General features: G+C 68.9%; 11 protein-coding genes and 1 pseudogene. 6 read left to right on the top strand and 6 right to left on the bottom strand.

Annotated elements, in window-relative coordinates:
• Positions 1–138 precede the first annotated feature (138 nt).
• Positions 139–675 (bottom strand): hypothetical protein, encoded by a 537-nt coding sequence (locus tag ACGFNV_RS12920; protein WP_393621888.1) that lies wholly within the window; start codon positions 673–675, stop codon positions 139–141.
• A 412-nt stretch (positions 676–1,087) separates the two neighbouring features.
• Between ACGFNV_RS12920 and ACGFNV_RS12915 the strand changes: the two genes are divergently transcribed.
• From ACGFNV_RS12915 to xerC, 3 genes and pseudogenes are all read left to right on the top strand, one after another.
• Positions 1,088–2,581, top strand: coding sequence for an AAA family ATPase (locus ACGFNV_RS12915; RefSeq protein ID WP_393621886.1), 1,494 nt, complete (start codon positions 1,088–1,090; stop codon positions 2,579–2,581).
• Between the two features lie 38 nt (positions 2,582–2,619).
• On the top strand, positions 2,620–3,429 hold the full coding sequence (locus ACGFNV_RS12910) for an HNH endonuclease (protein WP_393621885.1): 810 nt from the start codon (positions 2,620–2,622) through the stop codon (positions 3,427–3,429).
• Positions 3,430–3,436: 7 nt separating this feature from the next.
• Positions 3,437–4,337, top strand: a pseudogene (xerC, locus tag ACGFNV_RS12905) (tyrosine recombinase XerC); the annotation flags it as partial.
• A gap of 159 nt (positions 4,338–4,496) precedes the next feature.
• Here xerC and ACGFNV_RS12900 read toward each other — a convergent pair.
• Genes ACGFNV_RS12900 through ACGFNV_RS12890 form a run of 3 tightly spaced genes read right to left on the bottom strand, consistent with a single transcriptional unit; the run spans position 4,497 to position 7,734 of the window.
• Positions 4,497–5,288 (bottom strand): ABC transporter permease, encoded by a 792-nt coding sequence (locus tag ACGFNV_RS12900; RefSeq protein WP_393621883.1) that lies wholly within the window; start codon positions 5,286–5,288, stop codon positions 4,497–4,499.
• A complete protein-coding gene (locus ACGFNV_RS12895; RefSeq protein ID WP_393621882.1) occupies positions 5,285–6,799 on the bottom strand; it encodes a hypothetical protein in 1,515 nt (504 codons plus the stop codon). Before ACGFNV_RS12895 ends, ACGFNV_RS12900 begins: the two co-directional genes overlap by 4 nt.
• Positions 6,796–7,734, bottom strand: coding sequence for an ATP-binding cassette domain-containing protein (locus ACGFNV_RS12890; protein ID WP_393621880.1), 939 nt, complete (start codon positions 7,732–7,734; stop codon positions 6,796–6,798). Before ACGFNV_RS12890 ends, ACGFNV_RS12895 begins: the two co-directional genes overlap by 4 nt.
• 163 nt (positions 7,735–7,897) lie before the next feature.
• Here ACGFNV_RS12890 and ACGFNV_RS12885 point away from each other — a divergent pair, with 163 nt between their 5' ends.
• Both ACGFNV_RS12885 and ACGFNV_RS12880 read left to right on the top strand, forming a co-directional pair.
• Complete coding sequence (locus ACGFNV_RS12885; RefSeq protein WP_393621878.1) at positions 7,898–9,103, top strand: sensor histidine kinase; 1,206 nt, start codon at positions 7,898–7,900, stop codon at positions 9,101–9,103.
• The gene (locus ACGFNV_RS12880) at positions 9,100–9,801 is read left to right on the top strand and encodes a response regulator transcription factor (RefSeq protein ID WP_393621877.1); all 702 of its coding nucleotides are present in this window, start codon (positions 9,100–9,102) and stop codon (positions 9,799–9,801) included. The genes ACGFNV_RS12885 and ACGFNV_RS12880 overlap by 4 nt, the downstream gene beginning before the upstream one ends.
• Positions 9,802–10,112: 311 nt before the next feature.
• Here the strand turns inward: ACGFNV_RS12880 and ACGFNV_RS12875 are convergent, their stop codons facing one another.
• Positions 10,113–11,270 carry a Dyp-type peroxidase gene (locus ACGFNV_RS12875; RefSeq protein WP_393621875.1) on the bottom strand — a complete coding sequence of 386 codons (1,158 nt, stop codon included), beginning with the start codon at positions 11,268–11,270 and terminating at the stop codon, positions 10,113–10,115.
• An 87-nt stretch (positions 11,271–11,357) separates the two neighbouring features.
• Between ACGFNV_RS12875 and ACGFNV_RS12870 the strand changes: the two genes are divergently transcribed.
• Entirely contained in the window at positions 11,358–12,698 is a 1,341-nt protein-coding gene (locus ACGFNV_RS12870; protein WP_393622499.1) for a NosD domain-containing protein, read from the top strand.
• 7 nt (positions 12,699–12,705) lie between these two features.
• On the opposite strand, the gene ACGFNV_RS12865 is transcribed toward ACGFNV_RS12870, so the two are convergent.
• The gene (locus ACGFNV_RS12865) at positions 12,706–13,386 is read right to left on the bottom strand and encodes a hypothetical protein (RefSeq protein ID WP_393622497.1); all 681 of its coding nucleotides are present in this window, start codon (positions 13,384–13,386) and stop codon (positions 12,706–12,708) included.
• Positions 13,387–13,681 lie beyond the last annotated feature (295 nt).

The raw sequence follows: 13,681 nt of genomic DNA, 5'->3' as shown, positions 1-13,681 counted from the left end.
GCAACGTCCGTCAGCGGTTCTTCGCGCCGGCGGTCGTGAAGGCCGGGCTGGGACGCCTCAAGGTCACCCCGCACAACCGTGGTTCCCCGCTGTTCCCCGCCCGATCCGGTGCGCTAGTGGTGCGGCAGGGTGTCCCTGTCAGAACGTTGACCACTCGGATCCAGGGATGCAGTCCCAGCTGTTCTCTGCCCACTCGCGGATGAGGAAGACGGGCCGGGTGAGGACGATGTCTCCTGCCCGTTGGGCACGCATGATGAGTCCGAGGTCTGCCGACCCCGGGTCTGCCGCGTGTGTGAAGAGTAGATCGAGCTCGTGCGCTTGCGTGAGGTCCACGAGCCACGTCTCGGCTGCGGATGGCACCTGAGCTACAAGCGCGGTGCCGTCCAGCGTGACCTGGGGGCCGACAAGGGCGTCGACGGCTACGCCGGCCAAGGTATGCCCTTCCCGCTCGTAGTAGGCGGTGACGCCCAGCTCCGTGAACTCGGCTTCAACGACCAATGGGTTGTCAGAGACTGGCCACGTCTCGTGCGTCTGTCGGCTGATGGTGGCGGTGCTCATGAGAGCTTCGCTCACCTCGTCATGAGTCATGCCGAAACGGATCGGTCCTGCACTGACATGAGGGATGAACGTCCACTGCATGCGCTCGGGGTCTCTTTTCACGTCCCAGATGCCCACTGCGCCGCCTTCTCTTGTCTGCACACGATGCGGCAGAAACGCTACTCAACGTCGGATGGGCCTCGGGAACCAGGTTGGGGCTCTGACTCCTTCGTCCCGAAGCAACTTGAGTGGGCGTCTGACTTGGGCTGCTGCGTCTCTCACCTGCGCCGATGGTCCGCAGGCGTCCGCGCTCGTCCACCCGGAATTCGATCGCTGCACGGCACCGCCAGTGAGTCGCCCGGTCGCCTGCCCCGTGCATCACGCCTGCCGGGCAGCATGCCCCGAGGAGGGATTGTCGTGCGCTTAGCGACCCGTACGTGGAGGTTATGACGTCTACCGACGACAAGGTGCGCGGTGGCAGTTCGCCGTCTCGGAGTCAGCTGAGGCATTCTACCGGCGGACCGTCAGTCCTAGGAGGGGGGCCGTTGCCGTGCAGTTCACGTTGCTGGAGTACCAGGAGGCGCTACCCATGCGCGCCGGTGCCTACTTGATCAGAGACGGATGGAACGACCACGGGTACGTGACCACGTACGATCTCCACATCCGTCTGGCTGACATGAGTAGGCGGCGCATCGGTTACCTCCGGATCGCCCATGTCTCGATGAGTCGAGACGGAGTCGTCAGCACAGCCGAGATCTTGCCAGGCCGCTTCACCTCCTTGCCACACGGCTTCTTCAGCCTTGGTCACGAGGACGACTACTACGTGGCCCTGCTGGAGCTGCCCCCAGGTATGGGCCGTGAGGTCCTCATCGCCTTGCAGGATGTTGCGTTTGGCTGGGGTGCGGATCTTCGGTCACTCATGTCCCTTGAGGTGTTCCAAAAGTCGGTGCTCCGAGGCCGCAGCGAAGAGCAGCTGGCCAATGCGAATCGCATTGCTCGCGGGTTGCGTGCGCGTGTCGTTCCCTTCCGCTGGACGTACACCCTCGGTGGGGAGGGTTTGCTGCCAGCGCATGAGTTCACCTTCGACGCCGAGCCGGGGAGTCGTCCTCCCACGAATCTTCATGCGTTGATCGGCCGCAACGGTGTCGGAAAGTCGACGCTGCTGCATCGAATTGCCTCGGACGCGATGGCGGATCGCATCACGGTGGAGAGTGAAGCCGACGAGGACAACAGCTTCAATGGCTGTGTTGTCGTATCGTTCAGCCCCTTCGATCGGCCCTACGGACCGATGCCCCCCAGTGCGCTTTCATTCCACTACATCGGCCTGTACCACCAAGAGGAGCAGCGACTCAAGACTAGAGATGAGAGGCGGAAGGAGTTCGTCGACAGTTTTGACACCGTCAGAATCGGTTCGAGAGGCATGCGCTGGCGCAAGGCTATCGAAACGCTCAACTACGTCGCCAGCGGCTTCCTCGATGATCATTTGACGATGCTGACCACCATGATGAGGGAGGGAAGCAGATACAAGTTCGAGGCGCGGGTGGGCAAGGTATTTGACAGTTTGAGTTCTGGCCACGCAGTGGTGCTCCTGATGATGACCCGCCTGTTCGAAGTGGTCGGCGAACGCACACTGGTCCTGATCGACGAACCGGAAACGCACCTGCATCCGCCGTTGCTTGCCGCCTTGACGAGCGCATTGTCCGCGCTGCTGTCCGACCGCAACGGCATGGCGATAGTTGCGACTCACTCCCCCGTCGTTCTGCAAGAGGTGCCTGCGTCTTGCGTGTGGAAGATGATCCGTCACGGTGATGAGCTCACCGCTCACCGCCCGGGCCTTGAGACCTATGGCGAGAGCGTCGGTGAGCTGACCTACGACGTGTTCGGCTTGGAGGTCGGCTCGACCGGCTTTCACGCGGCGATTGCCGAAGAAGTCGAGAAGGGTGGAAGCTACGAGGAGATCACCCAGCGGTTCAGTGGTTTGGGAGCGGAAGCTCGGGCTCTTCTGCGGGCGATGACGTTTGCTCGCGGGCGGGAGGACCGCTGATGCTGTGGCCACCACGGCCGGGGATCACCGTTAAACACGTGCTGAACGCCTGCACAAAGTGGTTGGCGAAACAGGGATGGGACGAGGCCTTCCGGGGTCGGCTTCCGGAGCTCGTGGAGACCCAGGAACGGTACCGGGTGGCGGCTGAGGCAGGTCAGCTGCTCGCCTTGCTGATTTCCGAGGTCGGCGCTCAGAGCGTGGACCCGGACAAAGGCCGGCTCAACGCGACGTACGACAGGGCGTTCGTCGGAGGTGGCGGACGCAAACTCTACGACGCGATCAAGGCCGCCGCGATACATGGTTCGTGCACGGTGTGCGGGGTGGGGGAAGCGTCAACCCTCGACCATCACGCTCCGAAAGACAGCTTCCCGCTTCTCGCGCTGACGCCCTTGAACCTGGTGCCTGCTTGCGGGCCCTGCAACCAGGGCAAGAGCAAGAATTTTTCCACCGTCGCGGCCGAGGAACCCTTCCACCCCTACTTCGACGACCTCGGAGCCGTTCGATGGCTGTACGCCGACGTCTGCCGTGTCGCCGGGGGTGGCGCGGTTGAATTCTCGGTCCGTCCTCCTGCGGACTGGTCCAAGATCAAAGCTGAGCGCCTATTCCACCACTTCACCAGGCACAAGCTTGGAAAGAAATACGGATATCAAGCGTCCCGCCGCCTGGCGACCCGTCGTAGGAAGGACACACGCCTGCTCGAGTCCTCGGGCGCTGAGGTACTACGAGCCACCCTCATCGAAGACGCCGACAGCTGCGCGGTAGTCGACCCGAACGGCTGGGAGACCGCCCTGTTGTACGCCCTCGCAGACTCCGACTGGTACATCAATGGTGGCATGAAGGAGATCTGAATCGGCTCAGCGCAAGGATGGTCGCTTTCAGTGCGCGGTCTATGTGCTCCAGCCGGACGGCACCCGCGCCCGCAAGTTCGCCTACGGCAAGACCTGGGCCGAGCGTGACGCCAAGCGCCGGGAGCTGCTCGACAAGGTCGATCAGGGTGTGCCCGTGCCCACCAAGTCGGCGAAGCTTTCGGAGTGACTGCCGCACTGGCTGGAGAACGTCATAAAGCCTCGCCGGAAGCTGAACACCGTCGACAAGTACGAGGCGCACGTCCGGCTCTACCTGGTGCCGCTCCTCGGCAGCAAGAGACTCGAATCCCTCGGCGTCGCCGACGTTCGCCGCTTCCTTGTCCGTCTGGAGAAGGAGACGACCGCCGCAACCGCCAAGGAATCGCATCGAGTTCCGCGCTCGGCGCTGACCTCCGCCTGCCGCGAGGAACTCAGTCACGCGCAACGCCGCCAAGCTCGTCGCGCCGCCGCGCACGGACAATCGGGAGTTACAGCCCTGGAGCCTCGACGAGACGCTCGACTTCCTTGCCGCCTTTCGCAAAGATCCGCTCTACGCGGCCTTCGTACTCGCCATCGCCATGGGCCGGCGACCGGGCGAAATCATGGGTCTCCGCTGGTCCGACCTCGACCTCGACAACCGCGTCCTCCACGTCCGCCAGCAGACCCAGCGCCGTGGCGGCGTCCCCTACGACGACGACCCCAAGAGCCGCCGCCGTCGTGTGGTCCCGCTGCCCGCGCTCTGCATCGCGCCCTTGCGCTGGCACCGGATGCGGCAGGCGGCCACTCGGACCAAGGCGGGGGAGGCCTGGCAGGAGTCGGGCTACGTCTTCACCACGCGTACCGGCCGTCAGGTCGAGCCGCGGAACGTCTACCGCTCCTTCACCCGTGTCGCCGAGTCCGCCGGCCTCCGCGCCCCTGGGCGGGGCTGTGACCTGCGCGAACATCGACGTCAGTGCGCTCGGCCTGGGAAAACACCGCTCCGTGGTTCTCACGTGTTCGCGGCGTTTCCCGGCCTCATGTGTGCCAAATCCGTTCCCGTGGTGTCGCCTGTCCGGTGAAGTGATCGCCGCTCAGGCATCACGTAGCCCCAGCACCGTGCCTCCGATGACCAGCGCGCCTGCTGCCCACAGGGCCAGCACGCCGAGGCCCGCCCACGGTCCGATGGGGAGATGACTCAGGCCCGTCGTGGCTTGGACGGTCAGTCCAGCGGGCATCGGCCCGATCTGCGCGAGGTGCTGTCGCAGGTGCGGGTCGGTGACCACGTGGCTGAGGAGGGGGAAGAGGTACAGCAGCCCCAGCACGACGCCGATCGCCACCGCCGCGTCCCGAACCGCCGCGGCGACGCCGAGGGCGAGCAGAGCGACCAGGATCAGGTAGATCACCGAGCCTGCGACTGCCCGCAGGGTCGGCCCGTCCGTGAGGGAGAGGGCGGCGTAACCGTGAGCGGACGTGAAGCCGTTGCCGGGCAGGAGGCGGCGTCCGGCGAGGGCGGACACCAGGACTGCTACAGTCCCCGCGGCGCACACCGCCCCGCCCACGACGACGGCCTTGGCGACCAGCACGGTGGTGCGCCGCGGTACCGCCGCGAGCGTCGTGTGGATCAGGCCGGTGCCGTACTCGTGGCCGATGACCAGCACGGATACGATCGCGGCGATCGCCTGACCCAGCGTCACGCCCGTCAGGCTGAGCCTGACCGGGTCCTCGCCGCAGGACCCCGAGGAGCAATGGGCAGTCGCCGCCACTCCCGCGCTCACGGACGCCGTAACGGCGACGAGGACGAGCAGTAGCCACACGTATCCGGTGTCGGTTCGCAGCTTGGTCCACTCGGCATGGACCGTCTGTCCCAAGCCGCCCGCGCTCATACGTCCCTCCGGCGCAGCACGAGGATCGCGGCCGCCAGAGAGAGGATGGCCCAGCCGCCCAGGACGCCGTAGCCGCCCCAAGGCGAGAGGGGGAAGTATCCGGAGGACGGTGTGTAGTCGGTCAGCACATGGGCGTAGCGCGGCAGTGTCTGCTGGACGGCGAAGCCCGCCGCCGGGGTGAGGCGGAGCAGCCACCGGGCCGGAGCAGTCGGCAGCATGCCGCTGACCGCGAGCAGATAGGGAAGCACCGTCGTCACGACGACGGCGGTGATCGCCGTCGCGCTGCGCCGGAACACCGCGCCGAGCGCCAGCGAGAGAACAGCGGTGGCGGCCAGCAGAAGCCCGGTGCCGAGGACCGCGCGCAGTTCCACCGCGTGCGGCACGGTCAACACCAGGAAGTGGGTGGCGTGCGCGCGTTGCCGGCCGAACGGGATGCTGACGGCGGCGACGACCACGCCGACCGCGAAGGCGACCGCCATGACCACGGCGGCCTTGGCGGCCAGCAGCCGCCCGCGCCGTGGCATCGCGGCGAGGGTGGTGCCGATCAGACCGCGGCGGTACTCGGCGGTGACGAACTGTGTGGCCACGACGGTCAGGACGATCAGCCCTACGAACGTGCCGACCAAGAAGTTCTCGATGGTGTAGGCGGGGCCGAGCGCGGGGCCGCCGACCACGGGGGCGATGTCCCCGGCACCCGTGACGGTGAAGCCCTTGCCGGTCTGCCTGTAGCCGCCTGTGGTGTCCTGCGCATAGCTGCCGGAGGTCCCGGCGTCGCCGCCCACCTGCACGCCCTGCCAGCCGTCCTGTCGGCCGTCACGGGTCCAGGGACCGTCGAGCGTGACGCCGCCGAAGGTTCCGGTGGCCACGGCAGGGCTGGTACCCGCTCGGGATCCGCTCGTCTGCACGGCCGCCGGGGAGGCGGTGAAGAGGCCCACCTGCACGGTGGCGGCCAGACCGGCCAGGTGCACGCTGCCGACGTCGTTCCAGCGTACGCCGTCTGCTGAGTCGTAGCCGCTGACGGTTGACCCGGCGCGGACGAGGCGCAGCCAGCGCGGCGCGTCGGCGGAGGGGCGGCCGGGCAGGCCGGCCCGATCATGGGTGAAGTCGTCCTGCATCCGCACGCCGTGGGCGCCGGTGACCATCATCGCCGCGTACGGCGAGCCCTGGCCGAGGCTCTGCTTGACGAGGATCCCGGTCTTGGCCCACGGGGTGACTCCGCTTGAGGTCTGCCCCGGTTCCTGGGCCAGTGCGCCGACCAGCGCGATCACGGGGACGGTGATGCTGCCGTCGCCGGTCAGGGCCTGGTGCACGAAGTAGAAGCTGTCGTTGACCGCCTCGCCTCCGGGACCGACCGGCAGCGCGGCGGCGTCATGCGCCTGCTGGTTCGACGACGTCGTCCCGGCCAGCAGGAACAGTACGGACGCCAGGGCCGCGCCGAATACGCCGAGGACCCAGCCTCGCACCGTACGGAACTTGGTCCACTCCGCGCGCAGAACTCGCAGCCCCTTCATCGCGCGGCCTCCTCCACGCCGGCGCCGCGGTACTGCACGGCGTCCCGGGTGAGCTCCAGGTACGCCTCCTCCAGGGTGGCGCGGTGTGTGGCCAGTTCCGCGAACGGCACCCCGGCCGCGTTCAGCAGGGTCACGATCGCCTCCCCCGTCAACCCTTTGACCTCGAGTGTGTCCGTCCCCTCGGCGTGCACGGTCGCGCCGGCCCGAGCCAGCGCCTCCGCCGCCGCGAGAGGTGCGGAGGTGTGCAGCGTGACGCGGCCCGCGGACAACGTCGCGAGCAACTCCGGCACGCCCGTGTCGGCGACCACACGGCCTCGTCCGACGACGACGAGGTGCTCCGCGACATCCTGCAGCTCGCTCATCAGATGGCTGGACACCAGCACCGTCCGGCCCTGCGCCGCCAGTGAGGACAGCAGGCTGCGGATCCACAGGATCCCTTCGGGATCCAGGCCGTTGAACGGCTCGTCCAGCATCAGCGCGGGCGGATCTCCGAGGAGCGCCGCCGCGATGCCGAGCCGCTGCCGCATGCCCAGCGAGAAGGCACCCGCCCGGCGCCGCGCCGCGCCGGCGAGCCCGACCTGTTCGAGGACCTGGTCGACCCGGGCGGCCGGGAGGCCCTGCGAGTGGGCCAGCCACAGCAGGTGGTTGCGCGCGGTCCGGCCGGCTTGCAGTGCACCGGCGTCCAGCAGCGAGCCCAGGTGGCTCAGCGGGCTGCTCAGAGTTCGGTACGGCCGTCCGCCGACCAGCGCCCGTCCCCTGTCGGGAGCGTCCAGGCCCAGCACCACCCGCATGGTGGTGGACTTGCCCGCGCCGTTCGGGCCCACGAACCCGGTCACTCGTCCCGGCCGGACGGTGAATGTCATGTCGTCGAGTGCCTGCGTCGCCCCGAAGCGTTTGTGCAGGCCCTCGACCTCGATCCTGGAATCGTCCGTCATCCTCGCTGCTCCGCCCCTCGCTCGTCCCGTCCGTGCGGCCACCACGCTGCGCCCGGAGCCGTAACGCGGGCGGAACAGGCACTGTCATGCCGCTGTTAGGCCGGTTCGCCTAGCCTGAGCGGGCAGTGAGGGAACAGCGGGAGAAACGGGCGAAGGGGGACGGATGGCAGCGGAACTGGGGTTTCCCGGACGGTCCGCGCACCGCCGCAGCGTCCGCTGGCGTTTCACCACCCTGTACGCCGGCCTGTTCCTGACCTCGGCCGTCGCGATGCTGGCGGTGGTCGGGCTGGTGGCCGGCGGTACCTACCGTGCGGCTCCGGCGCCGGGCAACCAGCCGGGCACGCTCTCGTCCGTGGCACAGGCAAGGATCGCCAGTCTGGAGCACCAACTCGCCCAGACCCACAGCCGGCAGGTGGACCAACTGCTGCTCGGCTCGGGGGTGGGGTTGGCGGTGATGGGGCTGCTGTCAGTCGCGCTGGGCTGGTACGCCGCCGGACGCGTCCTGCGTCCGCTCCGCGAGATGACCGCGGCCACCCGTCGCATCTCCGCCGACAGCCTGCACGACCGACTTGACGTCCCGGGGCCGCCCGACGAACTCAAGGATCTCGGTGACACGATCGACGAACTGCTGGAGCGCCTCGGGCAGGCGTTCGCCGCTCAGCGGCGCTTCGTCGCCGACGCCTCGCATGAACTGCGCACCCCTCTGGCCACCATGCGGGCCTCGGTGGACGTCGCGCTCGCCAAACCCGGCCCGCTGCCGGAGCAGACACGCACCCTCGCGCGCCGCGTCAGGACCGAGCTGAATCAGGTCGAGCGGCTGCTGGACGGATTTTTGGCACTGGCCCGCGCGCAGCACGGAGTGCCGCTGCCGGACGTGGAGGCAGTCCCGCTGGATTCGCTCGCCACGGCTGCGCTCGCCGAGCGTGCCGCCCTGGCGTCGGCGAAGGGCCTCACTGTGGACGCCGACCGCGCGGGCAACGGGTCCGGCGCGTGGGTGTGCGGCAGCGCGACGCTGTTGAGCAGGATGGTGGAGAACCTCGTTGACAACGCGATCGTGCACAACTGGTCCGGCGGCTGGATCCGCGTCGCCACCAGCGCCGAGGGAACAGCCGTACGGCTGGTCGTGGAGAACGGAGGTCCAGTGCTGACAACAGCTCAGGTCGCCCAGCTGGCTCACCCGTTCCGTCGGCTCGGCGCCGAGCGGACCGGCGGCGGCAGCGGCGCAGGGTCGGGCCTCGGCCTGTCGATTGTCGCGGCGGTCGCCTACGCACACGGTGGCACCCTCGACCTGCATGCTCGGGCCGAGGGCGGCCTGCGGGTCACGGTCACGCTGTCCTCCCGAGCGCCCGAGGCGGAGACCGCGGCGTGAGGGTGCTCGTGGTGGAGGACGCCAGGTCGCTCGCCGACGTGCTGGTCGAGGGCCTGCGCGACCAGGGCATGGCAGTGGATGTCGCCTACGACGGCCTGGAGGCCGCGGCCAAGCTGGATGCCAACGCGTACGACGCGGTCGTCCTGGACCGGGACCTGCCAGGCATCCACGGTGACACGCTCTGCCGGATGGTCACCGACGGGGACGACCGCCCCATGGTGCTGATGCTGACTGCCGCGGACACGCCGGCCGACCGTGTCGGCGGCCTCAGCCTGGGCGCCGACGACTATCTGGTCAAGCCGTTTCACTTCCCCGAACTCGTGCTCCGCTTACGGGCGTTGGCTCGCCGTCGCCCGTACGCCCGCGCTCGCACACTCCGCGCGGCGGGCATCGAACTCGACCCCGTGCACCGTACGGCCACCCGCGACGGGCGCCGCCTCGACCTCTCGGCCAAGGAGTTCGAGGTCCTGACGGCCCTACTGCGGGCCAGCCCGGCCCCTCTCAGCGCGGAGACGCTGCTGGAACAGGTGTGGGACGAGCACGCCGACCCGTTCACGAACACCGTCACAGTGACCATCGGCAGGCTCCGACGCAAGCTCGGCAGCCCACCAGTGATCATCACGACCCCCATGGTCGGCTACCGGATCGCCGACGACCCGACAAGTGAGACCGGACGACAGGACGCCGAGCTCGCCTGATCCGATCCGATCCGCTCCGCCCCGCTCGTGAGCGTGCCGATGCCATCATCCGCTGCCCCATGGCCTCATGTGTGCCACCCATAGGAAGACCCCCCCGTCCACTGGCCGAAAGGGTCCCTTTGACCTGGTGTTTCTCTGTGCCCCCGGCAGGATTCGAACCTGCGACACCCGCTTCAGGAGTGGGATCGAATCCGCACCGCTCACGCATCGCTCACGCATGAGGCCCGGTCAAATAACGGGGGATGAGGGGGGACCTGCCGGCCGCTGTACTGCACCCTTGACGTGGCCGCTGCGGGCACATCGATTCGTGGTCAGCCGAACAGCTGGGAACCGAGCGGGTGTTTGCGGTCGAAGCCGGGGAGGATCAGGAAGGTCGCGCTGGCGGTTGTGGTGGTGAATTGCAGCAGTGCGTCGGAGACGTCCATGTGGGTCAGGGTGGCGGTGAAGGTCCGCAGGTCGTTCTGGAAGCTGATGAAGAGCAGGCCGGGGGCGGGCTCGTCTGTGCCGTAGGAGCGGCGGAGCATGTGGCCGACACCGACCACGGCAGGGTGCGCCCTGCGCACGTGGGCGTCAGCGGGGACGAGATAGCGTCCGTCCGGTGTCTTGGCGCCGAGGTTCGGGCCCGAGGCGAGGGTGCCGCCGGAGAGGGGGACGCCGCTGGCCCGGCGCCGCCCGAAGACCGCTTCCTGTTCCGCTACGGACAGGGCGGCGAACCGCGGCAGGTCGAGTTCCATGCGCCGCAGTACGGCGATGGTGCCGCCGGCGACCGCGGGGGGTCCGGCCAGCCACAGGTCGCGTCGTTGTTCGGCGGCGGTGTTCGGGCCCACAATGCCGTCGATGAAGCCGAGGGGGTTTCGTGGCGCGGTGAGGCCGTTGCCGAGGGGCACGTTCGCACCGCGGCGTGCGGACTGCCGCCAGCGTTCCTGGACGCGGTCGCCGGCCTGGTCCAGGAGCGCGGCGGAGACGACCGGCAAGAGCAGTGCGTCGCTGGCGCAGATCTGTATCAGCAGGTCGCCGCCACGTGCCCGTGCGGCGATCCGCTCGCGGGAGAAGCGCGGGAGGTCGGCCGCGCCGGGCAGCGAGGCACCGGCGGTGCGCACCAGCCGGGGGCCCACGCCGACGGTCACGGTGAGGTCTCCCGGCGGCAGGCCCAGCAGCCGTGGGTCGCTCCCCGTGGTGAGTGCGCGGATGGCCTGGCCGAGTTCGGTCAGTAGCGGGCCGACGGCCACGTCGGCACCGAGGTCTGCCACCACGGCGAGCAGGTTGGGCTGGGCCGGCTGGGGGAGCGTGATGCCTGCCTGGTGCCGGCCCGTCGCCACAACCGGCTTGGGCGTGGCCGCCGCGGTGGGGGCGGGGCGGCCTGGCTGGGCGGAGTCCGAAGTACACCCGGCGGTCAGACCGGCGGCCACCACGGCGCCCGTGACATCGAGGAACCTGCGGCGCGACGGGCGATGATCGGCTCGGTGCATGGTGTGCAGAGTGCCACAGCCGCATCGCTCGTGCCGGTCAACCCCCTGTCTGTGGCGAGGAATTGGGCGTCATGCCAGACTGTGATCATGCCTCGAACAGCTCTGCGCGCGTTAGCGGCGGCCTTGGGCGCACTGACACTGGTGGTCGGCTGCAGCGGCGGCGACGGCGGATCGGGCGAAGGCCGGCGGCCGAGCGGTGCGCAGGTGACGATCCATGTGCCTGGCGATGCCCCGACGATCTCGGTTGCGGTGTCGTTGGCTCGGCCCGGTGACCTGGTGCTGGTCGCTCCGGGCGTGTACCACGAGTCGGTCAAGGTCTCCACGGCTCGGGTCACCCTGCGTGGTGAGTCCCGGGAGAAGGTCGTCATTGACGGGCGGTTGCAGCAGCCGAACGGTGTCGTCGTGACGGCGCCCGGGGTGGCGGTGCAGAACCTGACCGTGCGGAACAACACGCAGAACGGGGTGTTGGTCACCGGTTCGGCGAAGGCTGCCGCCGGGATGCCGGGGGAGAGTGGCGGTTACGACACCGGCGATGAGCCCGTCACCTTCCTGAAGTCGTTCCTGGTCTCGTATGTGACCGCGACTCGCAACGGCCTGTACGGCATCTACGCGTTCTCCACGCAGAACGGTGTCATCGAGCACTCATACACGTCGGGCGGGGCCGACTCGGGGATCTACGTCGGGCAGTGCAAGCCGTGCCGCATCGTGGTGCGGGACAACATTGCCGAACTCAATGCGGTCGGTTACGAAGGCACCAACGCCAGCGGGGACATGTACGTGGTCGGCAACCGCCTGGTGGGCAACCGCGTCGGACTCACCACCAACTCCGACCACCAGGAGAAGCTGGTCCCGCAGCGGGGCTCCGTCGTCGCGGGCAATCTGATCGCCGCAAACCAGCAGAGGGCCACCCCGGAGCAGGCCGACGGAGGGTGGGGCACCGGTATCGGCATCGACGGTGGCAGCGGCAACCAGTTCATCCGCAACCGCGTCGCCGACAACAGCAACGCCGGCCTGGTGATCACCGCGACCTCCGACATGCCGGCGGTCGGCAATCAGATCGTGGACAACACGTTCACCGGCAACGCTGTCGATGTCGGCTGGACGTTCCCCACCGCCACGCGGGGGCGCGGCAACTGCCTGCGCGGCAACGACCTGCGCACCACCGTGCCCGCCCGGCTTGCGACAACGGCGACCTGCCCGCTTCCGGCCAAGTCGGCCTCGCCGGCCGGTCAGTGGACGACTCCGGTGGCACCCGGTGGCATCGCGTTCACCGAGGTCGAGGCGCCTGGTCCGCAGCCGCAGTTCCCTCATGCCCGCACGGCGGGCGCCACCGCTGTACCGGCCGTTCCGGACCTGCCGGACACGGCGGGCATCCCGCTGCCCCCGGTGTCCCTGCTTGCCGCGGACGCGCTGGTACGGACGTCCTGATCGGCGGCTATCGCGCCGGGGTGACTCCGGGCACCGGAGTCACCGGAACGTACTTCTGGGTGTCGAAATCGATGACCACTGGCTGTGGCTCGGAACTCACGCTGACGCGGACCCGGTACATGGTGCCGTCCGAGCCGACCCAGTAACGCACATTGCCCGCCGTACCGGGGCGGTCCCGGGAGGCCGGCCCGGTCATGACGTCCACCTGATGCCCGTCCACCTCGTCCCGGCCCCACCAGGCGGCGCCGTTCTGCGGCAGCAGTTCGGCGTTGTCCGGCCGGTCGCTGCCGAGACTCAGCGCGATGGCCAGCGCGGTGTCCAGCGCACTGCCGGACGACTGCAACGGGCGGCTGTACCAGCCTGAACGGGGCGGCGACGCGGGCGCGTGTGCCGGGGCGTCAGCCATCGGGTGGACGAACGCCGAGGTGGCGGTCCACTGGATCAGCCCGTTGCTGGAGGTGTCGCGTCCGGTGCCGTGCACCACGCCGTACCCGAGCTTGCCCTCGTAGTCGACGGACCCGGTGACGGTCAGCCCGCCGGCGGCTCCGGGCACAGTGATCGTCAGCGCGCGGCCGTGCGCCTCGTAGTTGCGGAACCGCGTGATCGCCAGTCGGTTCGCCTCATCCGAAGTCACTGTGCGCGGATGGCTGGACTCGGACTCATGGCCGGCGACCAGGAGCGCGACCACCACGACGGCCACCGGGCCGATGACGGCCGCGGCCCAGCGTGGCCGCAGCCATCGGCGCCGGCCGACCGCACGACCCGGTGGAACTTGCTGGAATCTGACGCTTCGCACGCGCCTTGACGCTGCCACTCTTCTGGTTCACCCTCTCGATCACCCACTGCCCGGCAGCCGTGCGGTCGCGGCGGCACTCAGCGGTCAGGTGACACACGACGCCAGGCTCGGCCCTAGTGAGCCGGCCGAGACGTGACCTGCCTGCCCGCGCCCTCATCCGGTCGCGGGCAGGCAGATCACTGTTGCT

Origin of the sequence: Streptomyces sp. NPDC048751 (assembly GCF_043198595.1) — a bacterium.
Classification (GTDB): Bacteria; Actinomycetota; Actinomycetes; order Streptomycetales; family Streptomycetaceae; genus Streptomyces.
This window is presented reverse-complemented; position numbering and strand designations above follow the sequence as displayed.

Coding starts and splice junctions, on each gene's coding strand:
- ACGFNV_RS12900 (WP_393621883.1), bottom strand. CDS start 5,288: ATGAGCGCGGGCGGCTTGGGACAGACGGTCCATGCCGAGTGGACCAAG.
- ACGFNV_RS12895 (WP_393621882.1), bottom strand. CDS start 6,799: ATGAAGGGGCTGCGAGTTCTGCGCGCGGAGTGGACCAAGTTCCGTACG.
- ACGFNV_RS12890 (WP_393621880.1), bottom strand. CDS start 7,734: ATGACGGACGATTCCAGGATCGAGGTCGAGGGCCTGCACAAACGCTTC.
- ACGFNV_RS12885 (WP_393621878.1), top strand. CDS start 7,898: ATGGCAGCGGAACTGGGGTTTCCCGGACGGTCCGCGCACCGCCGCAGC.
- ACGFNV_RS12875 (WP_393621875.1), bottom strand. CDS start 11,270: ATGCACCGAGCCGATCATCGCCCGTCGCGCCGCAGGTTCCTCGATGTC.
- ACGFNV_RS12870 (WP_393622499.1), top strand. CDS start 11,358: ATGCCTCGAACAGCTCTGCGCGCGTTAGCGGCGGCCTTGGGCGCACTG.